Here is a 25,398-nt window from a genome sequence, read left to right as displayed (position 1 = left end):
CTATGTCCGGAAACCGCCGATCGTCGCGCCTACCCGCAACGGAGCCGGCCGGCGCGGTCGCCGCCCGGAGCCCTCTGGCGGACGCACGCCCTTGTGCCGTTGCCCCGGCCCGTTGCTCGCGCCGCCCCAGTCCGGGTCGCCGGCCCGGGCGTCGGCCGCGTCAACGTCCGCACGCAACCCGGCATGGGCGCCGGGTCCGACTCGGAGCCGTACGCCGGGCCACGGTCGGCACGATGGTGGCCACGAGGGCGACGCCGTCCTCTCGGATATGCGTTCACACCTGAAGCCGCCCCGCTAGTCGCCAACTTTGGACCATCGGTACAGCCATTTGCCGACATTTGACACAAACATTCAAGTCCCGCGCTCCAGTGTTCATGCTGCCGGGCACCGCAAAGCTGTTGGATGCCACGGAAAGTACTGGGCATTACGGAGGCTGGATTGCCGCGCAGCGTTGGGCATCACGGAGGCAGGATGGCTCCCTGTCGTGCCGCGGAAAGCAGCGTTGGGCATCACGGAGGCAGGATGGCTCCGTGGGTGCCGCGGAGGCGGGTGGGCGTTCCGGCCGACCGCGATTGCCTGGGCTCTGGTGCATTTGGCCTTCGGCCTTGTTCCGGGCGCGGGGGTAACTGGCACGGTCTTAAGTCGGCCGGAACGCCCACCCGCCTCCGCTTTTACGCCGCCCCGCCGCCCTGTCCACCCACCGCAGTACGGGTTGATCATCGGGTTCATGCTCGCCGCCGACGCTGAAGCTCCTGTGCCCGTGCGGGATATCCGCTCGCCGTAGCTGAAGCCCGAGCTTTCCGGCACAGTGCGGGCTGGTGGCCAGCGTCATAGGCCGCTCACCGCCCCATCACTGGTTCCGCCGATGGTGCAGGAACGCCGAAGGCGCACCGATCCGGCGGCGACATCGATGCCGTAGACCTTCACCCGCACCAGCTTGAACCCGAGCTCGGCCACGGTGTGCCCGTCGGCGTTCAGCGCGCCGGTGGCCGCGGTGTCACCGATGAGCCGAGGCGGCACGACGCCGGCCGTCCGCTTGCCGTTCAGATCGTGGACGCTGAGCGTGCCGGACTTGTCGTCGTCCGCGCTGACGAGGATCTGGTCACCGTCGCCGCTGAAGCTCAGGGCGTCCTCATGGCACCGACACCCCCGACACCTTGCCCAGCAGGGCGCCGATGGCGGCGTCGTACACCCTCGCCGGGTGTTCGGTGAAGCCGGACCAGCAGCAGTTCACCGCCACGAGGGAGCCGTCATACGACATCGTCACGCGGGTGACATCGAGCTCCGTCGTCGACGGCCACGCCTTGGCCCGCGAGACCCGCGTCCGGCCGTCGAGGTCGCGAATGACGAGCCGAGCGCCCTTGGCCCTGATGTAGGCGAGGCGGCAGCTGTCACCGCTGACCGCGACCGGCTCCGTCGTCCGGGCCACTCCGGTGAGCGGGTGGCGCTCGCCGTCGGTCGTCCGGTACCACCAGGGCCCGCACCACGCGGCGTTGTGCGGGTCCTTGGCGCAGTGGCAGGTGTGGGCGGAGGTTGCCGAAACCCCCGGCAAACGCGGGCAGGGAGTGAGCCGTTTCCAACGGAAGGCGCTGATCGAGGGTTAGGGCGAGGCGAAGCTGGGCGTAGCCGATGATGATCAGCCAGGTCCCGCGAACGGCCTGCGGGTCGCGGACCTTGGGGGTGGTCCAGCCGAGGCTCTGTTTCCACATCCGGAACACGCGCTCAAGATCGAACCTGCGGAGAACGCCCGCCAGAGTCGGTCCAGGTGGTGGCGGTGATACCGGCCGCGCCGGCCACCACTTCGTGCCCAGCCCGCACTGTGCCGGAAAGCTCGGGCTTCAGCTACGGCGACCAGGGCCAAAGGGCGGAAACGGGCGCGTCAGCATCGGCGAGAAGGAAGGCGACGGACCCCAGCCCGTTCTGCGGCGGTCAAGCCAGGACGGCCGGGCGCCGTAAAAGCGGAGACGGGTGGGCGTTCCGGCCGACTTAAGACCGTGCCAGTTACCCCCGCGCCCGAAACAAGGCCGAAGGCCAAAAGCACCAGACCCCGGGCAATCGCGGTCGGCCGGAACGCCCACCCGCCTCCGCGGCCAGAGCCGCACCCACCTCTGCGGCCCAGAGCCGACACCCGCCTCCGCAGCCCCGACACAGGGCGCGGGCGCGGATCGAGCGCGCGGGTCCAGGGTGCGGACGCGGGTCAGGCGCGGGCCCGGGTCAGGCGCGGGCCCGGGTCAGGCGCGGGTGCGGACGCGGGTCAGGCGCGGGCCCGGGTCAGGCGCGGGTGCGGACGCCCTGGGCCATTTCGCGGGCCAGCTCGCCGATCGAGGCGAGCCCAGCGGCCTCGTCGGGGGCGTCGAGCATGCGCCGGATGAACGCGGACCCGACGATCACGCCGTCGGCGTAGGAGGCCACCTCGGCCGCCTGGGCGCCGGTGCCCACGCCGAGCCCGACGCAGACGGGCAGGTCGGTGTGCGCGCGGGTGCGCTTGACCAGGTCTTCGGCGGCGACGTTGACGGTCTCCCTGGCGCCCGTGACGCCCATGAGGGAGGCCGCGTAGACGAAGCCGGTGCAGCACTCGACGACCGCCTGGATGCGGGGCTCGGTCGAACTGGGCGCCACCAGGAAGACGGTGTCGATGCCGGCCGCCGCCGACGCCTCGCGCCACGGCCCGGCCTCTTCGGGCGTCAGGTCAGGCGTGATCGTGCCGACCCCGCCGGCGCTGGCCAGGTCACGCGCGAACCGCTCGGCGCCGTAGCGGTCGATGGGGTTCCAGTAGGTCATGACGAGTGTCGCCGCGCCCGTGGCGGCCACGCCTTCGACCGTGCGCATGACGTCGGCGATGCGGGTGCCGTTGGTCAGTGAGCGGTGCACCGCGTCCTGGATGGTCGGCCCGTCCATCAGCGGGTCGGAGTAGGGCAGGCCGATCTCGATGACGTCGCAGCCCGCCTCGACCAGGGCTGCGGCGGCCGCGATCGCGCCGTCCTTGGACGGGAAGCCGGCAGGCAGGTAGCCGACGAGCGCGGCCCGGTTGTCCGCCTTCGCCTTGGCGAACACCGTCTGAAGAGTAGTCATGATCGTCCGTTCTCAGTGGTCGAGGCCGTTTCGCCGCCGTTCTAGCCATGGTGCCATCGCCCGTCGTACCTCTCCCAGGATGCCCCGGCTCGGGTGCGGCGGGAAGGCGCTCGGCGCGAGCGCCGTGTCGTGCTCGCCCGGCAGGCCGTCAGAGGTTGAAGTACTTCATCGCCGTGCCCATGTCCTTGTCGCCGCGCCCGGACAGGTTGACCAGGATGGTCGCCTCCGGACCCAGCTCGCGGCCCAGCTCGAGCGCGCCGGCCAGGGCGTGAGCGGACTCGATGGCCGGGATGATGCCTTCGGTCCGGGCCAGCAGCGAGAAGGCGGCCATCGCCTGGTCGTCGGTGACCCCGTGGTAGGTGGCACGGCCGCTGTCCTTGAGCCAGGCGTGCTCGGGGCCGACGCCCGGGTAGTCGAGCCCGGCCGAGATCGAGTGGGACTCGATCGTCTGACCCTCGTCGTCCTGCAGCACGTAGGTGCGCGAGCCGTGCAGCACGCCGATCGAGCCGGCGGTCAGCGTGAGCGCGTGCTCGCCGCTGGCGAGGCCATGGCCGGCCGCCTCGTAGCCGTGCAGCCGGACGCCCTCGTCGCCGAGGAAGGCGTGGAAGATGCCGATCGCGTTGCTGCCGCCGCCGACCGCGGCGCAGATCGCGTCGGGCAGCCTGCCGGTCAGCTCCAGCATCTGGCGGCGGGCCTCGACGCCGATGATGCGCGCGAAGTCGCGGACGATCTCGGGGAACGGGTGGGGACCGGCGACGGTGCCGAACAGGTAGTGGGTGGTGTCGACGTTGGTCACCCAGTCGCGGAACGCCTCGTTGATGGCGTCCTTGAGGGTCTTGGAGCCGTTGTGCACCGGCACCACGGTGGCGCCGAGCAGCTTCATCCTGGCCACGTTGAGGGCCTGGCGCTCGCAGTCGACGGCGCCCATGTAGATGACGCACTCGAGGCCGAGCAGCGCCGCCGCGGTGGCGGTGGCCACGCCGTGCTGGCCGGCGCCGGTCTCGGCGATCACCCGCTTCTTGCCGAGGCGCTTGGTCAGCAGCGCCTGCCCGATCACGTTGTTGATCTTGTGGGCGCCGGTGTGCGTGAGGTCCTCGCGCTTGAGGATGACCCGCGCGCCGCCGGCCTGCTCGCTGAAGCGCGGCACGTCGGTCAGCGTGGTCGGCCTGCCCGCGTACGTGCGCAGCAGGTGGTCGTACTCGCGCAGGAAGTCGACGTCGGTCTTGGCCTTGGCGTAGACCGCGGCGACCTCGTCGAGCGCCGGGATGAGCGCTTCCGGCACGTATCGGCCGCCGAAGACGCCGAACTTGCCGCGCGCGTCGGGGTCGTCACCGTGGACGCCGTTGCCTGCCAGGTCGGCAGCCGTAAGGATCAAGCCGTCGTTTGCCACTGCTATCCCTCTGCTCCGTGGTCGGGGCGCGTCGCCGGGTGGGCGCCGGCGGTCACCAGCGCCTCCACCGCCTTGCGTGGGTCCTTGCCGGTGACCAGGCTCTCCCCCACCAGGACGGCGTCGGCGCCGGCCCTGGCGTAGGCGAGCAGGTCATGCGGCCCCCGCACGCCCGACTCCGCGATCTTGATCACATTATCCGGGATCTTCGGCGCCAGCTTGGCGAAGACGTCGCGGTCGACTTCGAGCGTCTTCAGGTTGCGCGCGTTGATGCCGATGACCTTGGCGCCCGCCGCGACGGCCCGCTGGAGCTCGTCCTCGGTGTGCACCTCGACCAGCGGGGTGAGCCCGATGGACTCGGCCCGCTCGATCAGCGACACCAGCGCCTCCTGCTCCAGGCAGACGACCATCAGCAGCGCCAGGTCGGCGCCGTGGGCCCTGGCCTCCCACAGTTGGTAGGAGGTGAGGATGAAGTCCTTGCGCAGGATCGGGATGTCGACGCGGGCACGCACCGAGGCCAGGTCGTCGAGGCTGCCGCCGAACTTGCGCTGCTCGGTCAGCACGCTGATCACGTGGGCGCCGCCGGCCTCGTAGTCGGCGGCCAGCGCCGCCGGGTCGGCGATCGCGGCGAGCGCGCCCTTGGACGGGCTGGAGCGCTTCACCTCGGCGATCACCGAGATCCTGTCGCCACCCAGCGCGGCGAGCGCGTCCCGGGGGGCGGGAGCCCGGCCGGCCCGCTGCTTGAGCTCGTCAAGCGACACGTCCTGCCGGCGTGCGGCGAGGTCGGCGCGCACCCCGTCGAGGATGTCGTCGAGGACACTGGGTCCTTCGGTCCGCTCACTCACGCGCTTGGGATCCCTCCGGTCGACAGTAGGGGGCGGCAGAGAGTTCGCGTCGCGTCCGCTCCCGGCCTGTCTTGCGATGGTATCGGCCTCGCCGCCGTTACCTAGCCACAGGGCCCCAGCTACGGCGCCAAGAATGCCCCAAAGGGGAGATTTCGGACTACCCAATAAACGAGTACGACTCCGAGGAACACCCACAGCCAGGCGGGATGGGCCAGAGTCGTTTTCCGGGGCCTCCCCTGCCAGCCGCGCACGAGCCAGCGACCCCACCAGAACACCAGGAAGGGGATCATCACCATGGCGAGCGGGTTGAGCCCCAGCGCGGCCACGGGATCGAGGTGGGCCAGCGCGTGGATGGTGCGTAGGGTGCCGCAGCCGGGGCAGTAGAGGCCGGTGACCCAGAGGAAGGGGCAGGTCGGGTAGTTGCCCGGCTCGTTGGGGTCGATGGCGCCGACGACCGCGAAGACCGCGCCCGTCGCGGCGGCGACGCCGAGCGGCGCGAGCACGGACCGGAGCCGGTCCGTGCCGCGCCGCTCGAGCTTCGCGATGTCCATCAGTACGTGTAGCTCGGGGCGTTCGCCGCGACGAACACGAAGAGCAGGATGTACCCCACGATGATGATGACCTCGGCGATGAGGCCGAAGATCAGCGCGCGCTTCCACCAGGTCTTGGCCTCTTCGGACGCCTGCACGGCGCCCTGGTAGTCGCCCATGGCCCACTTGGAGTTGACCTGCGACGACTTGACGATCGACACGATGCCGAAGGGAAGACAGCAGAACAGCGTCGTGAGGATGGCCGCGACCAAGTGGTTGTCCGGCGGGGTCTGCGGGGCGCCGTAACCGCCCGGCTGGCCGTAGCCGCCGCCGCTCGGCGGCTGCTGACCGTAACCGCCGCCGCTCGGCGGCTGCTGGCCGTAACCGCCGCCGCTGGGTGGCTGCTGGCCGTAGCCACCGCCGGGCGGCTGGGATCCGTAGCCGCCGTCGCCCTGGTTTCCGTAGCTCATGTTAATGACTCCTCATGTGGTCATTCTCTGGCGAGTTGCGCGCGGCAGCCTAGCGACAAACCACCATCGACATGGAATAACACCCCATTTTGGGGACAATTTGTGATCCGACCGCAGCCATGTCCGCCCGGGCCCCTCACCGCCGGGCTTCCGGCCGATCGCTCTCCGCTCAGAATCCGCTTGATGTGGCTGCCGTGCTGAACCCGATGAGCGCGAGCCACATACCGCCGAAGAAGACCCAGAGGATCAGCCAGAGGACGATCGTAATGTAGGAGGTGACCAAGCCGCCCATCGCCATCCCTTGACCGTCCTCGCCGGTCCGCTTGATGCGGTTGAGCGCGATGTGGCCGACGATGGCGCCCGGGATGCTGGTCAGGCCGCAGAAGACCAGGCCGATGACGCCGAGCACCAGCGAGGTGACCGCCAGACCGTTGGTCGACCTGGCGGGGGCCGGGTGACCGTACTGTCCGTAACCGGGCTGGCTGTAGCCCTGCGGCCCGTATCCCTGCCCATAGGCCTGCTGCCCGTAGCCGCCGCTGCCCGGCTGCTCCCCGTAACCCCCCGGCGGCTGCTGACCGTACCCGTAGCCGCCACCACTTGGGGGCTGCTGACCGTAACCGCCACCACCGCTCGGGGGCTGCTGACCGTACCCGTAGCCACCGCCGCTCGGCGGCTGCTGGCCATAACCGCCGCTGCCCGGCTGCTCCCCGTAGCCGCCCGACGGCTGCTGACCGTAGCCGGGCTGCTCCCCGTAGCCGCCCGACGGCTGCTGACCGTAGCCGGGCTGCTCCCCGTAGCCGCCCGACGGTTGCTGACCGTAGCCGGGCTGCTCCCCGTAGCCGCCCGACGGTTGCTGACCGTAGCCGGGCTGCTGGCCGTAGCCGTCACCGCCTTGGCCGTATCCCCCGCCGGGTGGCTGCGAGCCGTAACCGCCGCTTCCCCCCTGGTCCCCGTAACTCATGCCCTTGGCTCCTCAGATGATCGTGCCGCTGTGCACCGGCAGCCTATTGACTAAACGCGGGCCGGAGAGGCAGAGGTTCAGACCGACGAGAATTCGTGACCGGAGCGCGACTGCGCGCGACCGCGAAGGCGCGGGCCGGGCGACTCAGGTGGGGTCGTCGCCGCGGTCGAGGGCGTCCCACAGGGCGCGGTCGTCGGCCACCGGGGCGCGTTCGCCGGCCCGCTCGTAGCGGTCGGACATGCCGGCCCATCCGCGTCCGCGCAGGACGGCCACGACTCCGCCCGCGACCATCAGCGCCGCGCCGGCCCCGGACACCACGGGCCACAGCACCACGGGGTCCCATTCCAGCGAGCCCGTGCCGTGCAGGACGTTGTGCTCCCGCAGCCAGCTCAGCGGCGCGGCGGACCCGGCCGCCAGCCAGGTGCCGAGGCCGGCCGCGAGCCCGCACACCGCGATCAGCACGCCGATCACGGCGCGCCCGGCGCCCTTGGCGGCCAGCGCGGCCACCACGCCGGCGAGCCCGGCCAGCGCCACCGGGGTCAGCACGGGGCCGAGGTCTCCTCCGGTCGGCGTGACCACGTCGCCGCCGCCCGCCGGTGCTCCCACGACGCGTACGTCGGTCACCCAGGCGCGGCTCGCCGCGAACAGCACCAGCACGCAGCCCAGCGCCGTCAGGGCCACCCACGCCCACAGCTCGCGCCGCCGCGACGGGGCGGTGGCGGCGTCGCCGGGGGAAGGCGAGGGGGCGGGCAGGTTCATGACGCTGCCGACACCTCCAGCGGGGTCGCGTCGAAGCAGGTGCGGTCGCCCGTGTGGCAGGCCGCGCCCACCTGGTCGACCTTGAGGAGCACCGTGTCGCCGTCGCAGTCGAGGGCGGCGGACTTGACGTGCTGCACGTGCCCGGACGTGTCGCCCTTCACCCAGTATTCGCCCCGGCTGCGCGACCAGTAGGTCGCCCTGCCGGTGGTGAGCGTGCGGTGCAGCGCCTGGTCGTCCATCCAGGCGAGCATGAGCACCTCACCCGTGTCGTACTGCTGGACGATCGCGGGCACCAGCCCGTCGCCGTTGCGCTTCAACAGCGCGGCGACCTTGGGATCAAGGGACATGCCGTCATTCAACCAGCCGCGGCGACCGCTTCGCGCACCGGCCGCCGGCGTGAGCGACGGGGGGAGGTGGCGCTAGTCGAGCGCCTGGGAGAGCGTGTCGAAGATCGGGAAGAGCGGCGCCAGGTTGGTCCTGCGCAGCCGCCTGAGCACCTGGCCGTCAGGTGCGACGAGGGACAGGGTGCCGTCGCGCTCGCGCAGGCTGTCGAGCAGCCGCACCAGCACGCCGAGCCCTGTCGTGTCGATGAACGTCAGGTTGCTCAGGTCGACGACCAGCCGCGAGCCGGGTGACTCGGCCGCTTCGTCGAGGCACTCGCGCACCTTGGCGGCGTTGTCGACGTCCACCTCGCCCGCGAGGCTGACGACTATCGACTCGCCGTGCCGGTGCCGCGTCATCTCCAGCACATCCACGTCTTGCTCCCTCGACGACCTGCCTGGGCCCCGTCCGAAAAGGTACACCGGACGAGACCCCATCACGGTGGGTTCCGCCGAGAACGCGGTACGTCACGGCATCGCGCGGAGTACCTTCTGTGCCACCGGCCGGAGGGAGGATCGCAGTGGACGTCGCGGGTTCCGTCCTCGATCCGGATCTGGGCGATCACGTCTGCCTGCCGTTCGACGGCGAGCGTGAGCGGATGGCGTCCACCCGGGCGTTCACGATGAACCTGCGCCGCGGCGCGAAGATCGTGATCATCACGCACATCGACTCCCCCGAGTGGACCCGCGGCTGGCTCGCGCCGCTCGTGCCGGGCTTCCGTGAGGCCGAGGCGGCGGGCCAGATCGCCGTCGTGGCGAGCGCCGACACCCGTTTCAGCGGCGGCCGGCTCGATGCCGGGCGGGTGCTCGACGGGCTGAGCGCCGCCTGCCTGCGGGCCCGCGATCAGGGCCGGCGCGGCCTCCACGCGCTGCCGACGCCGTGGCCCGCGTGCTCGACCTGACCAGGGCCGACGAGCTGCTCACCGTCCGCCGGGCCGGCGATGTGTAGGCAGTTGCTCGCGGCGACCTTCGCGCGCGGCCGGGTCACCGTGCTGCGCCGCGCGATCAGCGCCTGCGCCGCCGGGGAGGGGTTGCGGGGCAAGCGCCTGGAGGACTTCGTGCTCGCGGTCAACGAGATCATCACCAACGCGGTGCTGCACGGCGGGGGCAGCGGCCGGCTGCGGCTGTGGGCTCAGCAGGGCCGTTTGTGGTGCGAGGTCACCGACCACGGCCCCGGGCTGCCGCCGGGCTGGATGGGGTCGAGCCGGCCGCCTTCCGGTCACGACACCGGCGGCAGGGGGCTGTGGCTGACCCGCATGCTCTGCGACCACGTCACGATCGTGTCGTCGCCCGGCGGGACCAGTGTGACCTTCTCGGCCGTGATCGAGCAGGCCACGGGGTGAGCCGCCGGGGGTCAGGAGCGGGCGGCCGAGATCCAGGAGGCGTGCAGGTCGGCGTAGACCCCGGGCAGCGCCACCAGGTCCGCGTGCGCCCCGCGCTGGACGAGGCGGCCGTTGTCGAACACCAGCACCTCGTCCGCGTTCTCCGCCGTGGACAGCCGGTGGGCGATCGAGACGGCGGTGCGGCCGCGGGTGACGCCCTCCAGCGCCCTGGCGAGCCGCACCTCCGTGGCCGGGTCCACGGCCGAGGTGGCCTCATCGAGCAGGAGCAGGTCGGGGTCGGCCAGGTAGGCGCGGGCCAGCGCGACCAGCTGCCGTTCGCCCGCCGACAGCGACTCGCCGCGCTGGCCCACCGGCGTGTCCAGGCCCGCGGGCAGGCCGTCGAGCCAGTCGGCCAGGCCGAGTTCGGTGAGCGCGAGCAGGATCTCGTCGCGGTCGGCGGAGGGCCTGCCGTACCTGATGTTCTCCTCCAGTGAGCCGTCGAACAGGAAGCCGTCCTGCGGCACCATCACGATGCGCTCGCGCAGCGAGGAGAAGCGGACGGCGCGCAGATCGTGCCCGTCGACGGTGACGCGGCCCGAGACCGGGTCCATCAGGCGGGTGAGCAGCTTGGCGAAGGTGGTCTTGCCCGATCCGGTCTCGCCGACGACCGCGACGCGCGAGCGTGGCGGGATCTCCAGCGACACCTCGTGCAGGACGGGGACGCCGCCCGGGTAGGCGAAATGCACGCCCTCGAAGGCCACCGAGATGGGCCCGCGCGGCAACTCCAGCCCGTCGGGGCCCGGATCGGCGACGTCGGGCGGGGTGTCGAGCACGCCGAGGACGCGCCGCCAGCCCGCGACCGCGTTCTGGGCCTCGTTGAGCACCTCGGTGGCGGTCTGCATGGGCGAGACGAACAAGGTGATGAGGAAGAGGAACGCGACGAGCTCGCCCGCCGTGATGTCGCCGGACATGCCGAGCCGGACGCCGAGCACCACGATGCCGGCCAGGGCGACGGCGGCCACGATCTCGGTCAGCGGGAAGACGAACCCGACGATGGTCTGCGCCTTGACCTGGGCGGCCTTGTTGGCGTCCACGGCCGCGTCGACGCGTTCGGCGGTGCGCCGCTCGGAGGCGTAGGCCCGGATGACGGCCGCGCCCACGACGGACTCGCTGACCGCGGCGAGCATGTCTCCGGTGCGCTCGCGTACGGTCGTGTAGGCGCTGGACAGCCAGCGCTGAAACTTCGGCAGCGCGACCATGAGCGGCAGGAAGCACACCCACACCAGCAGCGTGAGCTGCCAGGAGTAGACGAACATCAGCACGCTGGCCACGAACAGCTGGCCGAAGGCCACGATGATCATCAGCCCGCCCCACTGCATGAACGTGCTGATCTGGTCGATGTCGTTGGTGACCCGGGAGACCAGCGCGCCGCGGCGCTCGGTGTTCTGGGTGAGCACCGACAGGTCGTGCACGTGGCGGAAGCCGCGCACCCGCAGCGTGGCCAGTGACGACTCGGTCGCCTTGTAGAGGCGCACGTTCATGAGGTATCCGGCGAACGCCGTCAGGACCACCGCCGCCGCACACAACAGGACCGCTCGCGAAATGTACGAGATGTCGGGAGAGGATCCCTTGAACCCGGTGTCGATCGTCTGCTGCACCGCGATCGGGACGATGATCTTGCCGACCGTGGCGACCACGGCCAGCGCCAGGGTGACGAGGAGCCCCTTGCGGAACTCCGGCGTGAGCGACAGCCCATGACGGACGGTGGCCAGAGCCGACCGTTCGGCGCTGCCCCCGATGCTCTGGACGTCGCTCACGCGCTGACCCCTTCTTCCTCTTCGGCCTCGACCGCGGCCCGTTCGGCCTCCTCGCGCTCGTAGGCGGTGACCAGGTTGCGGTAGCCGAGGCAGCGCCCCAGCAGCTCGTCGTGGGGGCCGCGGTCGACGACCCGGCCCCGGTCGAGGTAGACGACCTCGTCGGCCAGCGCGATCGTGGCCATCCGGTACGCCACGACGACCACGCTCGACGCCTCCGCCGCGTCGCGCAGGCCGTACAGGATCTTGGCCTCGACCTGGGGGTCCACGCTGGAGGTGGCGTCGTCGAGGATGAGCAGCCGGGGCCTGCGCACGACGGCGCGGGCCAGCGCGAGCCGCTGGCGCTGCCCGCCGGACAGCGTCGCGCCGCGCTCCCCCACGCGCGTGTCGAGCCCGCCGGCGAGCCTGCCGACGAACCCGTCGGCCTGGGCCAGCCGCAGCGCCGCCCACACCTCCTCGTCGTCGACGGGCAGGCCGAGCGCGACGTTGCCGCGCACGGTGTCGTCGAACAGGAACGTCTGCTGCGGCACCAGCGCCACCGCCTCCGCGACGCCGCCGTAGGCCAGCTCGCGCAGGTCGACGCCGTCGAGCAGCACCCTGCCCGCCGCCGGGTCGACCAGCCGGGCGAGCAACTGGACCAGCGTGGACTTGCCCGACCCGGTCGGGCCGACCAGCGCCACCGTACGGCCGGGCCGCACCTCGAAGGTGACCTCGCGCAGCACCTCGCCCGTTCCGTAGGAGTAGGACACCCCCGACACCTCGAGCTCGGCGGGCTCGGCCTGGGACAGCGACGCCTCGCCGTACTCCATCGAGCCCTGCGCCTCCAGCACGGCCTGCACCCGCTCCCAGCCGACGACGCTGCGCGGCAGCTCGGCCAGCACCCAGCCGAGCGCCCTGATGGGGAAGGCGAGCAGCGTGAACAGGTAGGCGACCTGCACCAGGTCTCCCGAGTCGATGGAGCCGGTCGACATCCGCAGCGCCCCGACGGCGAGCACCGCGAGCACGCCGAGCGTGGGCAGCGCCTCCAGCATCGGGTCGAACAGCCCGCGGACCCGTCCGACCGCGATGTTCGCGTCGCGCAGCTCGTGCGCGCGGCGCCGGAAACGGTCGGTCTCCAGCGCCTCCCTCCCGAGGGTCTTGACGACCAGCGCCCCGTCGAAGCTCTCGTGGGCGATCTCGCTGACCTCCGCCCGCAGCTGCTGCGCGCGGGTCGCGAGAGGGCTGAGCCTGCGCTGGTAGACCAGGTTCAGCACGGCGATGGCCGGAAAGATCAGGAAGCCGACCAGGGCCAGCACGGGATCGACGATCAGCATCGCGATGGCCGCGGTGAACAGCATGACGATCACGCCGACGGCCATCGGCAGCGGCGCGAGCGGCGCCCAGGCGGCCTCGGCGTCGGCGCTGGCGTTCGACAGCAGCTGCCCGGTGGGGTGCCGGTGGTGCCAGTCGAGCGGCAGCCGCAGGTACTGCTTGGTGACCTCGCGGCGGGAACGGGCCTGCATGCGGTACTGCAGGAGGCCGGCGAGGATGCGCCGCCCGGCCACGCCGATCGACTTGAGCAGCGCGGCGCCCATGATGAGGAGCACGCCCGTCCAGAGCGCGCCCGCGGGGACATCACCCCGGTCGAAAGCGGGCAGCACGACGTTCTCGGTGGCCCATCCGAGCGCCCAGGCGGACGCCACGGTCATGCCGCCGTAGAGCGCGCTGGCCAGGACCGCGGCCGCGAAGACCGCCTTCTCGGTGCGGACGGCCACTCCGAGAACACGGAGCCCCTTACGCATCACGGCCGTGGTGACCTTGCTCGCCACTCGCTGGTTTTCCTTCCGTAGCTACAGATTTCTACATCAGTGCCTATCACGGCTGATCGTGCCGTTATTCCCAAAGGTAGGGTTGACGTCGTGACTCACGCTCGTGGCGAACGTGCCGCCCTCTGCGATCTGTTCGATCGGCTCGGCCCAGACGCCCCGACTCTCTGCGACGGCTGGACGACCTACGATCTGGCCGCCCATCTCGTGTTGCGCGAGCGCAGGCCCGACGCCGCGGCGGGCATCGCGCTCAAGCCGCTGGCCGGTCACACCGCCTCGGTGCAGGACGGCCTGAAGGCCCGCCACCCCTACCCCGAGCTGGTCGACCTGGTCCGCAAGCCCGGCGGCGTCTACGGCCTGCTGCCGTTCCTGGACGAGGCCGTCAACACCCTGGAGCTGTTCGTCCACCACGAGGACGTCCGCCGCGCCCAGCCCGGCTGGGAGCCCCGCGAGCTGCCCCCCGACCTCGAACGGCTGCTGTGGAAGCGGGTCTCGGCCGGCGGCAGGCTGATGCTGCGCAGGTCGCCCGTGGGCGTGGTGCTGCACCGCCTCGGCGGCGGCGTGGCGCTCGGCGGGCCGCAGATCGGCCCCAAGGTCGAGGTCACCGGCACCGCGGCGGAGCTGCTGCTCTTCTGCTTCGGCCGGCAGGGGCACGCCCGGGTCGAGTTCAGCGGCGATCCCGACGCGATCGCCCGGCTGAAGAACGCGCGACTCGGCATCTGACGCTCCAGTGCCGCCTGGGATGGCGGCCAGGTTGGGCGCCGGTCGCCTCTACGTCGGTGCCGGATCGCGTGCGATGCCGTGAAACGCCAGGTCGAGCAGCAGGTTGAGGTGCGTGGTGACGTCGCCGGCCCGGCCCTCCGCCCAGTCGCGCATGGCGGCCTCAAAGGTCCGCGCCAGGTGCGCGGTGATGAGCATGGGGGGGACGTCGGTTCGCAGGGCGCCGACCGCGGCTGCGTCCTCGACCACGCGTTCCACCGCCTCGAGGACGGGTGGGCGGGTCCCCTGTCCCAGTAGTGCGGCGTGCCGGATCGGCAGCGTGTAGACGAACCTGGCGAGCTGTTCGCTGGCCACCATTCGGGCCGCGGCACCGGTCAGCAGCTCCCGGATGCGCGGCAACGCCTCGGTGGCCGCGCCCGGCCGGGGAGACACCGGCTCCCCTCCCAGCAGCCGGGCGAAGAGCTCGGCGAGGATCTCCTCCCGTTCGGAGAAGTGCTTGTAAAAGGTCGCCCGTGAGATGCCGGCCGCCTTCGCGATGTCCTCCACCCGCACCCCCACGTAACCACGCTCCGCGAAAAGGCGTAGTGCCGTGTCGACGAGCTGGTCGCGAGCTCGCTCTCGTTCGTCGTTTCGGGTACGGCCGAAGCCGGGAGGCCGTACGACCATCTGATCCTCCGGGCGGGTTGTCCGATCGCGCTCGACACGAATCTACGCCAGGTCGCGAGCGGTTCGGCGGGGAGGCACCCGCCGCCCTCCGGCGTCGCACGGACGCCCGGCCGCGGATTCTCCGGTGGCCGCGCTCGTCCCGCCTCTGCCGCCAAACGTGCGACACGTGTCTAGCCATATGCGTAACATATGGCTAGACACGTGTCTCGATTTGGATATGTGCGACCTGTCGTTCGATCAGGAGGTTCGCTGTGCTCGCTGCCCTCGGAGGCTTCTCGATACGTCACCGATGGTCCGTGGTGATCATCTGGGTGCTCCTGCTCCTTGGTGCGCTTGCAGGCGCCCGTGCGTACGGGGGTTCGTTCACCAACGACCTCACCCTCTCGGGCGCGGACTCTCAGGCCGCCTACAACACGCTACGTGCACGTTTTCCCGACATGTCAGGCGACGGCATGCAGGTCGTCATCCACAGCGAGACCGGAGTGACATCACCGGAGATCCAACGGACGGCGGAGACAGCGCTCGAGAAGGTTCGAAGAGGCCCAGAGGTCACGGCGGTCCGGTCCCCCTACGGGCAGACACCGCGGATGGTCTCCCCCGACGGCCGGACGGCGATGGCCACCGTGCAGTTCTCGTCACGCGCGAAGGACATCCCGAAGGAGGCGGTGGAGCAGGCGCAGACAGCCCTCGACCCGATACGCGACCTGGGTGTCGAGGTCGCCTACGGCGGCCCAGTGGTGCAGACGGAGTCGGGGCCCTCGGGCGGCGAGGTTTTCGGCCTGGCCGCCGCGGTGATCGTCCTGCTGATCGCGTTCGGCTCGCTGTTCGCGATGATAGTGCCGATCATCACCGCACTGATGGGGGTCGGGGTCGGACTGGCGGTGATCACCCTGCTGTCCGGCTGGGTGACGATCGGCACCTCCGGGCCGGTGGTAGCGGCCATGATCGGTCTGGGTGTGGGCATCGACTACGCCCTCCTCGTGGTGACGCGGCACCGTGAAGGACTCGCCCTCGGCCACGACCCCGCCACCTCGATCACCCGCGCGATGGCCACGGCCGGCCGGGCGGTCCTGGTGGCGGGCACGACCGTGATCGTCGCCATTCTCAGCCTCTACCTGATCGGCATCCCGTTCGTCTCCGCCCTCGGACTGGCAAGCGCCATCGCCGTGGCGGCGACCTTGCTCGCCTCAGTGACACTGCTGCCCGCCGTACTGGCCGTTTTCGGGCGGAACCTGGATCGGCTGCGCGTCCGGAGGGTGCGCTTCGACGACGGTGCGGAAAGCGGCTGGCGTCGCTGGGCTCTCACCGTCCAGCGGTTCCGCTGGGTCGCGGTGGTGCTCGGCACCGGCCTGCTCGTCGTTCTCGCCATGCCGCTGTCGTCCCTGCGGCTCGGCACGGCCGACGGCGGCGCCCAGCCGCCGGCGTCCACCCAGAGGCATGCCTACGACCACGTGAGCGACGGCTTCGGCCCGGGCTGGACCGGCCCACTGCTGGTCACCGCCGAATACCCACCCGGTGCCTCACCCGATCAGATCCAGGCGTCCGCCGGTCGGCTGCGTTCAGCGATCATGACGACCGACGGGGTCCGGCAGGTGACGCCGCCGCGATTCGATCAGGAAGGCCGCACCACCGTGCTGACCGTGGTGTCCACCGGGTCTCCCGACGACGAGTCCACCGAACTCCTGGTGCGCCGCCTCCGCTCCGAGGTGCTGCCGCAGGCCGCTCCCGAGGCCCGGACGCACGTCGGCGGCGCGACCGCGACGAGCATCGACCTCGCAGCCAGGCTCGGGGAGCGGATGGGCTGGTTCATGCTGCTCGTGGTGGGCCTCGCGCTGATCCTGCTCCTGGTGGAGTTCCGGTCGGTGCTGGTCCCCGTCGTGGCGGTCGCGATGAACCTGCTGGCCGTCGGCGCGGCTTATGGGCCGGTCGTCGCGGTCTTCCAGTGGGGCTGGTGGCCCGCCTGGCTGCTCGGCGCGCAGCCGGGTCCGGTGGAGTCATTCGCCCCGGTCATGCTCTTCGCCGTGCTGTTCGGGCTTTCGACCGACTACGTGGTATTCCTGTTCAGCCGGATCCACGAGGAGTACCGGTGCACGGGCGACTGGCGCCGGGCGATCGTCGACGGCATGGCGGCGACCTCCCGGGTGATCCTCGCCGCCGCCTCGGTGATGGTGGTGGTCTTCGCCAGCTTCGTCCTCAACGACCAGCGGGTGGTCAATCTCTTCGGGTTCGGGCTGGCCACCGCCATCGCGATGTACGCGCTCGTCGCCATGCTGGTGCTCGCCCCCGCGACGCTCGCCATCCTGCGCCGGGCCGCCTGGTGGATTCCCGGCCAGGAGGGGCGGTGGCCGCGCGCCCGCGCCCGTATGGAGCCTTCCGAGACCGGACATGATCCCGGTCAGGCCATCGCCGCGCCGGCGCCGGAGGCGCCCGCTCGGTGACCGCCGCGACCCGCCGGAGGCCGGGAGACGCCGGAGGCCGGGAGACGCCGGAGGCCGGGAGACGCCGGAGGCCGGGAGACGCCGGAAGGCCTCAGCAGGACGGCCGGCTCATCCGGTCCCGGCCAGCGGTGGCCGCGCCAGCCGCAAGAATCCCGGCACGGAAGGCCCTTCAGCGCCACCTCTTGGCCTTACCATGGCGTGAGAAAGATGCCCCCCGGTTAGGATCAAGAACATCTTCATAGAAGATGCCAGTGATCGCCCAGATCCGGGTATATACGGCTGGGAATGGACTGCAGGAGGCCCCCATGCAGGTCAAGAAGGTGATCACCTACGTTCTCGTGGCGTTCGTGGTCTTCTACCTGTTCACCCGGCCGGCAGAGGCCGCAAGCGCGGTCAACGGCGTGTTCAACGGGATCGTCCAAGGTGCCAACCAGTTGGCCGTCTTCTTTACCAATGTTCTGACCTGACGTGTGGTTCTGTCTGCGTTAGACGCTTCCCCGCGCTGCCGGATCGTGTTACGCAGGCAGGATGAGAGATCGTCCGAGTGCCACCAAGATCAACCAGCCTGATCCCAACGTCCGGCGAATTCTCGAGCGAGCGGAGCTCGAAGGCATCGAGCTCATCCGCTTCCTCTACGCCGACCACGGTGGTGTCATTCGCGGCAAGGCGGCGTCCAGGTCGCGGCTGGCCGAACGCCTCAACACGGGCATCGGGCACACGGTGGCCATGATGGCGATGAACATGCTCGACCAGTTGCAGGAGGTCGAGCATCTGGGTCCGGTGGGCGAGGTACGCATCGTCCCCGATCCGGCGACCTACGTTCCCCTTCCCCACGCTCCCGGCGCGGCCGCCATGCTGTCCGACCTGCGCACTCTCGACGGCGCCCCCTGGGACGCGTGCCCCCGCACCTTCCTCAAGGACGCGATCGCCACGCTGGCGGGCGACGGCTACACCCTGGTGGCCGCGTTCGAGCCGGAGTTCACGCTCGGCCGCCGCCTGCCCGACCCCTCCGGCGGCCCCGACCGGCTGGTGCCGATCGACGACAGCCTCTGCTACGCGAACTCCGGCTTCGACACGGCCCACGACTACACGATCAAGCTCATCCACGCGCTGGAGACCCAGGGGCTGCGGGTCGAGCACTACCATCCCGAGCTCGGGGCCGGCCAGCAGGAGCTGTCCATACGGCACGCGCCGGCGCTGCGGGCCGCCGACAACCACGTCCTCTACCGCGAGACCGTGCGGGGCGTGGCGCTGCGCATGTCGATGTGGGCCTCGCTCGCTCCCAAACCGCTGCCCGACCAGGCGGGCAACGGGGCCCACCTGCACCTGTCGCTGTGGCGCGACACACGGAACGTGTTCGCCGGCGGTGACGGCGAGCTCGAGTGCTTCATCGGCGGGTTGCTCGCCCACCTGCCCGCCCTGACCGCGCTCACCTGCGGCAGCGTCAACGGCTTCCGGCGGCTGGCGCCCCGCTCCTGGGCCGGCGCCTACGCCGTGCACGGCCCCGACAACCGGGAGGCGGCGGTCCGGATCTGCTCGCCGCTGGGTGAGAGCGGGGAGCCCAACCTGGAGCTGAAACCGTCGGACTCCTCGGCCAACCCCTACCTGTCGCTGGGCGCGGTCATCCACGCCGGTCTCGACGGGCTGCGCCGCAAGCTCGACCCGGGCGAGGCGGTCGACGTCGACCCCGACACCCGGCCCGGCCGCTACGCGCGGCTGCCCGCCTCACTGGACGAGGCCCTCGACGCGCTGGAGGCCGACGAGCTGCTCATGGAGGCGCTCGGCCCGCTGAGGCGCGCCGCCTACCTGGCCGTGAAGCGGTCCGAGGCCGCCGCGTTCGCGGCCAAGGACGTCGCCTACGAGTGCTTCCACCACATGCGGATCTTCTGACGCCCGGCCCCGCCGAGCCTCCCGGGCTTCCACCACATGCGGGTCTTCTGACGCCTGGCTGCGCCGAGCCTCCCGGGCTTCCTCCACGCCGACGACCGCCGCGAAGACGATCGTCGGGCGAGCGACCGCCGGACCGGACGACCGGCCCGAACGCGACCGCCGCGCTGGTGACCGCCGCGTCGCGGGCGAACGGCGGCCGTCTCGGGCTCCTAGCGGACCGGGTAGCCAGCGTGGCGCAGCGTCTCCTTGACGTCGCCGATCTTCAGGGTGCCGAAGTGGAACACCGACGCCGCCAGCACGGCGTCGGCGCCCGCCTCGATCGCGGGCGGGAAGTCCTCCAGCCGCCCCGCCCCACCGCTGGCGATCACCGGCACCCGCACCACGGCCCGGACCGCGCGGAGCATCTCCAGGTCGTAGCCGTCGAGCGTGCCGTCACCGTCCATCGAATTGAGCAGGATCTCGCCGACGCCCAGTTCCTCACCGCGGGCCGCCCACTCCACCGCGTCGATGCCGGTGCCGCGCCGGCCGCCGTGGGTGGTCACCTCGAAGCCGCTCTCGGTGCCCTGAGCCCGGCGCGCGTCCACCGACAACACCACGCACTGCGCACCGAAGCGCCGCGACGCCTCGGTGAGCAGCTCGGGCCGCGCGATGGCGGCCGTGTTGAGCGACACCTTGTCGGCGCCCGCCCGCAGCAGCCGGTTGACGTCGTCGACCGAGCGGACGCCGCCGCCCACGGTGAGCGGGATGAACACCTGCTCGGCGGTCCTGCGCACCACGTCGAGCATGGTCTCCCGCTCACCCGACGACGCGGTGATGTCGAGGAAGGTGAGCTCGTCGGCGCCTTCGGCGTCGTAGCGCCTGGCCAGCTCGACGGGATCACCCGCGTCGCGCAGGTTGGCGAAGTTGACGCCCTTGACCACCCGTCCCGCGTCCACATCCAGGCACGGGATCACCCTCACAGCCACCGTCATGCTCGCAATGCCTCAATCTCGATCTCGACCAGCATCCTCGGGTCGACCAGCCCGGCCACCCGTACACCGGTGCACGCCGGCCGGACGTGCCCGAACACCTCAGCGATAGCCTTGCCCACCAGGTCGAAGTGACGGTGCTCCACCACGTAGTAGCGGACCATGACCACGTCCTCGCGGGTGAGGCCGCCCCGCTCGACCGCCTCGAGCGCGATGGCCAGCGCGGTCACACTCTGCTGGTAGGGGTCTTCCACGGATCTGACCTCGCCGTCGACCGTGGCGGTGCAGCCCGACACGATGACCCGGCCGCCTACGACCACGGCGCGGGCATAGCCGTACTTCTCCTCCCAGATGCCACCTGAGAAAACCCTGGAACCGGTGCTCTCCATGCTCATGCCGCCCAGCACGCCCCCTCTCTCTCAACCCACCGCGACCAGCGCGCTCTCCAGCGTGAAGGCTTGGGTGTAGAGGGCCTTTCCCACGATGGCCCCCTCCACTCCGACCGGAACGAGAGAAGCCAGTGCTCGCAGGTCATCGAGGGAGGCTACGCCGCCGCTGGCGACGACGGGCTTGTCGGTGCGGGCGCAGACCTGCCGCAACAGGTCGAGGTTGGGCCCGCGCAGCGTGCCGTCCTTGGTGACGTCGGTGACCACGTAGCGAGGGCAACCGTCGGCCTCGAGCCGCTCCAGCACCTCCCACAGGTCGCCGCGCTCTTCGGTCCAGCCCCGGGCGGCCAGCGTCGTGCCACGCACGTCGAGGCCGACCGCGATCTTGTCGCCGTGCTCGGCGATGATCTTCCGGCACCAGTCGGGGTTCTCCAGCGCCGCCGTGCCGATGTTCACCCGGCGGCAGCCGGTGTCAAGGGCCGCCGCCAGGGAGGCGTCGTCGCGGATGCCGCCGGACAGCTCCACGTTGACGTCGAGCCGGCCGATCATCTCGGTGACCAGCTCCCGGTTGGAACCGCGCCCGAAGGCCGCGTCGAGGTCGACCAGATGGATCCACTCCGCCCCCGCCTCCTGCCAGGCCAGCGCGGCGGCCAACGGCTCGCCGTAGCCGGTCTCGGTTCCGGCCTCCCCCTGGACGAGGCGTACGGCCTGGCCGTCCACCACGTCGACGGCGGGCAGCAATACGAGCGACATCAGATCCTCCGGTCGAAAGCGAGGGTCACCAGGACAGGTGCCAGGAGCAGGGAGAAGACGAGGACGCCGAAGCTCAGGAAGGCCGATCCCCAGATCAGCCACACCAGCGCCTGGACGAGCAGGAAACCGAGCAACACCACGACGTTTCGCGCGCGGCGGCGGCGGGCGAGCAGGCCGCCCTGCCGGGCCACCCGCACCGGGCGCGGGACGAGCCGGCCACGGCGGGCGCGCCGCCGGGCCGCGCGGGCCTGCCGTCGCTCGTTGAGCCGCATCGCGTGCTCCCGCCGCGCCTCACGCTCGGCCCGGCGGCGCGCCCGCTCCTTGCTCACCGGAGCTCGCGTCGAGGGCGGGTCACAGCGTGCCGAGCCAGTTGCGCAGCAGCACCGCACCGGCGTCGCCGGACTTCTCGGGGTGGAACTGGGTGGCCATGAGCGGGCCGTTCTCCACGGCGGCCACGAACGGCACCCCGTGCTCGGCCCAGGTGACCAGCGGCTCGGCGAAACCGTCGTCCGGCCGCAGCTCCCAGTCGCGCACGCCGTAGGAGTGGACGAAGTAGAAGCGCGTCGCGGCGTCGAGCCCGTCGAACAGCACGCTGCCCTCCGGGGCCTTGACGGTGTTCCACCCCATGTGCGGAAGCACCGGCGCGTCGAGCCGCTCGACCGTGCCCGGCCACTCGCCGCAGCCCTCGGTCTCCACGCCGTGCTCGACACCCCGGGCGAACAGGATCTGCATGCCGACGCAGATGCCGAGCACCGGACGGCCGCCGGCGAGCCGCCTGCCGATGATCCGCTCACCGAGGACGGCCCGCAGGCCCCCCATGCACGCCTCGAAGGCGCCCACACCCGGCACGACCAGCCCCTCGGCGTCCATCGCGGCGTCGAAGTCGGAGGTGACGGTCACGTCGGCGCCCGCCCTGGCCAGGGCGCGCTCCGCCGAGCGCAGGTTGCCGGATCCGTAGTCGAGGACGACGACGCGCTTCACCACCACATCACCCCCGCCGTGATCGCCATCGCCGCGCCGACCGCGCAGATGACGGCGCCGATCTTGAGCCCTTGCTTGGCCAGCGAGAACACGCCGCCGATCAGGAAGAGCCCGACGAAGACCATCGCGATGGCGATCGCGTTCTCGCTCATAGGACTCCCTTGGTGCTCGGCACACCCGTGGCGCGCGGGTCGAGCTCGGAAGCCTCGCGCAGCGCCCGGGCCAGCGCCTTGAACTGGGCCTCGACGATGTGATGCGCGTTGCGGCCGTACGGGACGCTGACGTGCAGGCAGACCGCCGCCTGCGCGACGAACGACTCGAGGATGTGGCGCGTCATGGTCGTGTCGTATTCGGGACCGATCATCGGCGCCATGCCCTCGGGCTCGGTGTGCACGAGGTAGGGCCGCCCCGACAGGTCGACGGTCACCTGGGCGAGCGACTCGTCGAGCGGGCACGACGCGCTACCGAACCGCCTGATGCCCGACTTATCGCCCAACGCCTCACGGAACGCCGCACCCAGCGCGAGCGCGGTGTCCTCGATCGTGTGGTGGGAGTCGATGTGCAGGTCGCCCTCGGTCTTGACGGTCAGGTCGAACAGCCCGTGCTTGCCCAGCTGCGCCAGCATGTGGTCGAAGAAACCGACCCCCGTCGACACGTCGACCCGGCCCGTGCCGTCGAGACCCACCTCGACCAGGACCGACGTCTCCTTCGTTGCGCGCTCGACGCGGCCTACGCGACTCACAGAACTCCCTCCAGCGCGGCGCGGAACGCCGCCATCTCCTCGCCGGTGCCGATCGACACTCGCAGCCATTCGGGCGGCCCGACCTCGCGGACGAGCACACCCCTCGCCAGCAGACCCTCCCAGACCGCGCGCCGCTCGGGAAAGCGCCCGAACAGCACGAAGTTGGCGTCGGAGTCGGCGACGGTCAAACCCTTGCCCCGCAGCCACGTCACCGTGGCGTCGCGCTCGCGCCGCAGCTCGTCCACCGTACCGAGCAATTCGGCGCGGTGCCGCAGCGCCACCCGTGCCGCCGCCTGCGTCAGCGTCGACAGATGGTAGGGCAGCCGCACCAGCAGCAGCGCCTCGATCACGGCCGGATGGGCGGCCAGGTAGCCCAGCCGGGTGCCGGCCATCGCGAACGCCTTGGACATCGTCCGGGTGACGATCAGCCTCGGGTGCTCCGGCAGGAGCGAGAGCGCGGACGGCGTGCCCTCCCGGGCGAACTCGGCGTAGGCCTCGTCGACCACCACCATGCCCCCGGCCGCCTCCAGCACCCCGGTGATGGTCTCCAGCGGCAGGGCGGTGCCGGTGGGGTTGTTGGGAGAGGTCAGGAAGACGATGTCGGGCCGGTGCTCCTCGACGGCGGCCGCCGCCTTGGCCGGGTCTAGCGAGAAGTCGTCCTCGCGGACGCCGCCGATCCACTCGGTGCTGGTGCCGGTGGTGATGATCGGGTGCATGGAGTAGGACGGCTCGAACCCCAGCGCCGTGCGGCCGTAGCCGCCGAAGGCCTGCAGGATCTGCTGCAGGACCTCGTTGGAGCCGTTGGCCGCCCACACCTGGGCGGCGCTCAGCCCGTGGCCCAGATAGCCGGCCAGGTCGGCGCGGAGCGCCTCGGCCTCCCTGTCGGGATAGCGGTTGAGCCCGGCCGCGTCGCGCCGCACCTCCTCGGCCAGGTCGTCGACCAGCTCCTTGGACGGCGGGTAGGGGTTTTCGTTGGTGTTGAGCCTGACCGGGACGTCGATCTGAGGGGCGCCGTACGGGGTCAGGCCCCTGAGGTCGTCACGGATCGGCAGGTCGTGCAGGTTCATGCGCTCCCACTTCGTCGCGTCGGCCGGCCCGGGCGTTTCCGGCGCGGTCACGAGGGGACCTGCCAGTCGAAGCGGGCCCTGACCGCGGCGCCGTGCGCGGGCAGGTCCTCGGCGTCGGCCAGCACCGACACGTGCGCCGCCGCGCCCGCCAGCGCCTCACGGGTGTAGTCGACGACGTGGATGCCGCGCAGGAACGACTGCACCGACAGGCCACTGGAGTGGCAGGCGCAGCCGCCCGTGGGCAGCACGTGGTTGGAGCCCGCAAGGTAGTCTCCGAGCGAGACCGGGGCGTAGGGGCCCACGAAGATCGCACCGGCGTTGCGGATCCTCCCGGCCACCTCCGCCGCGTCGGCGGTGTGGATCTCCAGGTGCTCGGCCGCGTACGCGTTGACCACCTTGATCCCGTCGTCGATGCCGTCGACCAGCACGATGCCCGACTGGCGGCCGGCCAGCGCCTCGGTGATGCGGGCGGCGTGCCGGGTCGCGCCGACCTGGCCGGGCAGCTCCTTCTCCACCGCCTCGGCCAGCTCCACGCTGTCGGTCACCAGCACGGCGGCGGCGATCACGTCGTGCTCTGCCTGGCTGATCAGGTCGGCGGCCACGTGCACCGGATCGGCCGTCTCGTCGGCCAGGATCGCGATCTCCGTCGGCCCGGCCTCGGAGTCGATGCCGATGCGGCCCTTGAGCAGCCGCTTGGCCGCGGCCACCCAGATGTTGCCGGGGCCGGTGACCATGGTGGCCGCGCGGCACTCCTCGGTGCCGTAGGCGAACATGGCCACCGCCTGGGCGCCGCCGACGGAGTAGACCTCGTCGACGCCCAGCAGGGCGCAGGCGGCCAGGATCGTGGGGTGCGGCAGCCCGCCGTGCTCCTTCTGCGCGGGGCTCGTCACGGCGAGCGACTCGACCCCGGCCTCCTGGGCGGGGACGACGTTCATGACCACGCTGGAGGGATAGACGGCGCGCCCGCCCGGCACGTAGAGCCCGACGCGCTCGACCGGCACCCACCGCTCGGTGACGGTGCCGCCGGGGACGACCTGGGTGGTGACGTCGGCCCGCCGCTGGTCGCGGTGGACCAGCCTGGCCCGCCGGATCGCCTCCTCGAGCGCCGCCCTGACCTCGGGCGCCAGCGCGTCGAGCGCTCCGCGGACGGCCTGCTCGGGCACCCGGGCGCGCTCGATCTCGACCCCGTCGAACCTGGCGGTCAGCTCCCGTACGGCTGCCGCCCCACGATGGCGCACGGCCTCGCAGATGGGACGCACCTTCTCCAGGGCGGCCTCGACGTCGAGCTCGGCGCGGGGCAGCACGTCGCGCAGGTCTTCGGGCAGAGAACCACGCATGTCAATACGGGAAATCACCCCACCAGTCTACGGAGTCCACCGGGTGTATCCCGTTCCGTCCACCATCCGGACACGCGAGTCGCAGCAGCTCCGGGGCCCCGGGCT

At 71.4% G+C, this 25,398-nt stretch carries 29 protein-coding genes; 6 read left to right on the top strand and 23 right to left on the bottom strand.

Annotated elements, in window-relative coordinates:
- Nucleotides 1-828 precede the first annotated feature (828 nt).
- The 11 genes from AB0C16_RS22775 to AB0C16_RS22725 form a co-directional block, all read right to left on the bottom strand.
- A complete protein-coding gene (locus AB0C16_RS22775; protein ID WP_357685894.1) occupies nt 829-1,020 on the bottom strand; it encodes a hypothetical protein in 192 nt (63 codons plus the stop codon).
- A gap of 112 nt (nt 1,021-1,132) precedes the next feature.
- On the bottom strand, nt 1,133-1,552 hold the full coding sequence (locus tag AB0C16_RS22770; protein ID WP_357685893.1) for a hypothetical protein: 420 nt from the start codon (nt 1,550-1,552) through the stop codon (nt 1,133-1,135).
- Between the two features lie 719 nt (nt 1,553-2,271).
- Nucleotides 2,272-3,072, bottom strand: coding sequence for a tryptophan synthase subunit alpha (gene trpA, locus AB0C16_RS22765; RefSeq protein ID WP_357685892.1), 801 nt, complete (start codon nt 3,070-3,072; stop codon nt 2,272-2,274).
- Nucleotides 3,073-3,220: 148 nt separating this feature from the next.
- Nucleotides 3,221-4,426 (bottom strand): tryptophan synthase subunit beta, encoded by a 1,206-nt coding sequence (gene trpB, locus AB0C16_RS22760; RefSeq protein ID WP_357685908.1) that lies wholly within the window; start codon nt 4,424-4,426, stop codon nt 3,221-3,223.
- Between the two features lie 38 nt (nt 4,427-4,464).
- Entirely contained in the window at nt 4,465-5,304 is an 840-nt protein-coding gene (trpC, locus tag AB0C16_RS22755; protein WP_357685891.1) for an indole-3-glycerol phosphate synthase TrpC, read from the bottom strand.
- Between the two features lie 119 nt (nt 5,305-5,423).
- On the bottom strand, nt 5,424-5,855 hold the full coding sequence (locus AB0C16_RS22750) for a DUF2752 domain-containing protein (protein ID WP_357685890.1): 432 nt from the start codon (nt 5,853-5,855) through the stop codon (nt 5,424-5,426).
- Nucleotides 5,855-6,304 carry a CD225/dispanin family protein gene (locus AB0C16_RS22745; protein ID WP_357685889.1) on the bottom strand — a complete coding sequence of 150 codons (450 nt, stop codon included), beginning with the start codon at nt 6,302-6,304 and terminating at the stop codon, nt 5,855-5,857. The genes AB0C16_RS22750 and AB0C16_RS22745 overlap by 1 nt, the downstream gene beginning before the upstream one ends.
- A 169-nt stretch (nt 6,305-6,473) precedes the next feature.
- Nucleotides 6,474-7,265, bottom strand: a complete 792-nt coding sequence (locus AB0C16_RS22740) for a DUF4190 domain-containing protein (protein ID WP_357685888.1) — start codon at nt 7,263-7,265, stop codon at nt 6,474-6,476.
- Nucleotides 7,266-7,409: 144 nt separating this feature from the next.
- On the bottom strand, nt 7,410-8,024 hold the full coding sequence (locus tag AB0C16_RS22735) for a Trp biosynthesis-associated membrane protein (RefSeq protein ID WP_357685887.1): 615 nt from the start codon (nt 8,022-8,024) through the stop codon (nt 7,410-7,412).
- The gene (gene hisI / locus AB0C16_RS22730) at nt 8,021-8,371 is read right to left on the bottom strand and encodes a phosphoribosyl-AMP cyclohydrolase (RefSeq protein ID WP_357685886.1); all 351 of its coding nucleotides are present in this window, start codon (nt 8,369-8,371) and stop codon (nt 8,021-8,023) included. Before hisI ends, AB0C16_RS22735 begins: the two co-directional genes overlap by 4 nt.
- A 72-nt stretch (nt 8,372-8,443) precedes the next feature.
- Entirely contained in the window at nt 8,444-8,779 is a 336-nt protein-coding gene (locus tag AB0C16_RS22725; protein ID WP_357685885.1) for an STAS domain-containing protein, read from the bottom strand.
- A 146-nt stretch (nt 8,780-8,925) separates the two neighbouring features.
- Between AB0C16_RS22725 and AB0C16_RS22720 the strand changes: the two genes are divergently transcribed.
- Together AB0C16_RS22720 and AB0C16_RS22715 are read left to right on the top strand one after the other, a co-directional pair.
- Entirely contained in the window at nt 8,926-9,306 is a 381-nt protein-coding gene (locus AB0C16_RS22720; protein ID WP_357685884.1) for an MEDS domain-containing protein, read from the top strand.
- A 51-nt stretch (nt 9,307-9,357) separates the two neighbouring features.
- Complete coding sequence (locus tag AB0C16_RS22715; RefSeq protein WP_357685883.1) at nt 9,358-9,747, top strand: ATP-binding protein; 390 nt, start codon at nt 9,358-9,360, stop codon at nt 9,745-9,747.
- An 11-nt stretch (nt 9,748-9,758) separates the two neighbouring features.
- Here AB0C16_RS22715 and AB0C16_RS22710 read toward each other — a convergent pair whose 3' ends face one another.
- Nucleotides 9,759-11,543 carry an ABC transporter ATP-binding protein gene (locus tag AB0C16_RS22710; protein WP_357685882.1) on the bottom strand — a complete coding sequence of 595 codons (1,785 nt, stop codon included), beginning with the start codon at nt 11,541-11,543 and terminating at the stop codon, nt 9,759-9,761.
- Nucleotides 11,540-13,321 carry an ABC transporter ATP-binding protein gene (locus tag AB0C16_RS22705; RefSeq protein ID WP_357685907.1) on the bottom strand — a complete coding sequence of 594 codons (1,782 nt, stop codon included), beginning with the start codon at nt 13,319-13,321 and terminating at the stop codon, nt 11,540-11,542. Before AB0C16_RS22705 ends, AB0C16_RS22710 begins: the two co-directional genes overlap by 4 nt.
- Nucleotides 13,322-13,438: 117 nt before the next feature.
- On the opposite strand from AB0C16_RS22705, the gene AB0C16_RS22700 reads away from it, so the two are divergent.
- The gene (locus tag AB0C16_RS22700; RefSeq protein WP_357685881.1) at nt 13,439-14,068 is read left to right on the top strand and encodes a TIGR03085 family metal-binding protein; all 630 of its coding nucleotides are present in this window, start codon (nt 13,439-13,441) and stop codon (nt 14,066-14,068) included.
- Between the two features lie 48 nt (nt 14,069-14,116).
- Here the strand turns inward: AB0C16_RS22700 and AB0C16_RS22695 are convergent, their stop codons facing one another.
- Complete coding sequence (locus AB0C16_RS22695) at nt 14,117-14,731, bottom strand: helix-turn-helix domain-containing protein (protein WP_357685880.1); 615 nt, start codon at nt 14,729-14,731, stop codon at nt 14,117-14,119.
- A 251-nt stretch (nt 14,732-14,982) separates the two neighbouring features.
- On the opposite strand from AB0C16_RS22695, the gene AB0C16_RS22690 reads away from it, so the two are divergent.
- From AB0C16_RS22690 to AB0C16_RS22680, 3 genes are all read left to right on the top strand, one after another.
- Nucleotides 14,983-17,169 carry an MMPL family transporter gene (locus tag AB0C16_RS22690; protein ID WP_357685879.1) on the top strand — a complete coding sequence of 729 codons (2,187 nt, stop codon included), beginning with the start codon at nt 14,983-14,985 and terminating at the stop codon, nt 17,167-17,169.
- Between the two features lie 305 nt (nt 17,170-17,474).
- The gene (locus tag AB0C16_RS22685) at nt 17,475-17,636 is read left to right on the top strand and encodes a hypothetical protein (protein WP_189126612.1); all 162 of its coding nucleotides are present in this window, start codon (nt 17,475-17,477) and stop codon (nt 17,634-17,636) included.
- Between the two features lie 61 nt (nt 17,637-17,697).
- Nucleotides 17,698-19,059: a glutamine synthetase family protein gene (locus AB0C16_RS22680; RefSeq protein ID WP_357685878.1), complete on the top strand. Its 1,362-nt coding sequence runs from the start codon at nt 17,698-17,700 to the stop codon at nt 19,057-19,059.
- A gap of 209 nt (nt 19,060-19,268) precedes the next feature.
- Here the strand turns inward: AB0C16_RS22680 and hisF are convergent, their stop codons facing one another.
- The 9 genes from hisF to hisD are packed head-to-tail and all read right to left on the bottom strand — an operon-like array spanning nt 19,269 to nt 25,311.
- Nucleotides 19,269-20,030, bottom strand: a complete 762-nt coding sequence (gene hisF, locus AB0C16_RS22675) for an imidazole glycerol phosphate synthase subunit HisF (RefSeq protein ID WP_357685877.1) — start codon at nt 20,028-20,030, stop codon at nt 19,269-19,271.
- The gene (locus AB0C16_RS22670; protein WP_357685876.1) at nt 20,027-20,422 is read right to left on the bottom strand and encodes a Rid family hydrolase; all 396 of its coding nucleotides are present in this window, start codon (nt 20,420-20,422) and stop codon (nt 20,027-20,029) included. The genes hisF and AB0C16_RS22670 overlap by 4 nt, the downstream gene beginning before the upstream one ends.
- Nucleotides 20,423-20,446: 24 nt before the next feature.
- Nucleotides 20,447-21,166, bottom strand: a complete 720-nt coding sequence (gene priA, locus AB0C16_RS22665; protein ID WP_357685875.1) for a bifunctional 1-(5-phosphoribosyl)-5-((5-phosphoribosylamino)methylideneamino)imidazole-4-carboxamide isomerase/phosphoribosylanthranilate isomerase PriA — start codon at nt 21,164-21,166, stop codon at nt 20,447-20,449.
- On the bottom strand, nt 21,166-21,495 hold the full coding sequence (locus tag AB0C16_RS22660; RefSeq protein WP_357685874.1) for a hypothetical protein: 330 nt from the start codon (nt 21,493-21,495) through the stop codon (nt 21,166-21,168). Before AB0C16_RS22660 ends, priA begins: the two co-directional genes overlap by 1 nt.
- A gap of 22 nt (nt 21,496-21,517) precedes the next feature.
- Nucleotides 21,518-22,150: an imidazole glycerol phosphate synthase subunit HisH gene (gene hisH / locus AB0C16_RS22655; RefSeq protein WP_357685873.1), complete on the bottom strand. Its 633-nt coding sequence runs from the start codon at nt 22,148-22,150 to the stop codon at nt 21,518-21,520.
- Nucleotides 22,144-22,299 carry a hypothetical protein gene (locus AB0C16_RS22650; protein ID WP_357685872.1) on the bottom strand — a complete coding sequence of 52 codons (156 nt, stop codon included), beginning with the start codon at nt 22,297-22,299 and terminating at the stop codon, nt 22,144-22,146. The genes hisH and AB0C16_RS22650 overlap by 7 nt, the downstream gene beginning before the upstream one ends.
- Nucleotides 22,296-22,889 carry an imidazoleglycerol-phosphate dehydratase HisB gene (gene hisB / locus AB0C16_RS22645; RefSeq protein WP_357685871.1) on the bottom strand — a complete coding sequence of 198 codons (594 nt, stop codon included), beginning with the start codon at nt 22,887-22,889 and terminating at the stop codon, nt 22,296-22,298. Before hisB ends, AB0C16_RS22650 begins: the two co-directional genes overlap by 4 nt.
- Nucleotides 22,886-23,956, bottom strand: coding sequence for a histidinol-phosphate transaminase (locus AB0C16_RS22640; protein ID WP_357685906.1), 1,071 nt, complete (start codon nt 23,954-23,956; stop codon nt 22,886-22,888). The genes hisB and AB0C16_RS22640 overlap by 4 nt, the downstream gene beginning before the upstream one ends.
- A gap of 47 nt (nt 23,957-24,003) precedes the next feature.
- Complete coding sequence (gene hisD / locus AB0C16_RS22635) at nt 24,004-25,311, bottom strand: histidinol dehydrogenase (RefSeq protein WP_357685870.1); 1,308 nt, start codon at nt 25,309-25,311, stop codon at nt 24,004-24,006.
- Nucleotides 25,312-25,398 lie beyond the last annotated feature (87 nt).

The sequence above is a fragment of the Nonomuraea sp. NPDC048916 genome (assembly GCF_040649575.1).
In the GTDB taxonomy this organism is placed as follows: domain Bacteria; phylum Actinomycetota; class Actinomycetes; order Streptosporangiales; family Streptosporangiaceae; genus Nonomuraea.
Note: the sequence above shows the minus strand (reverse complement) of the source record. Positions and strands in the feature narration are given on the sequence as shown.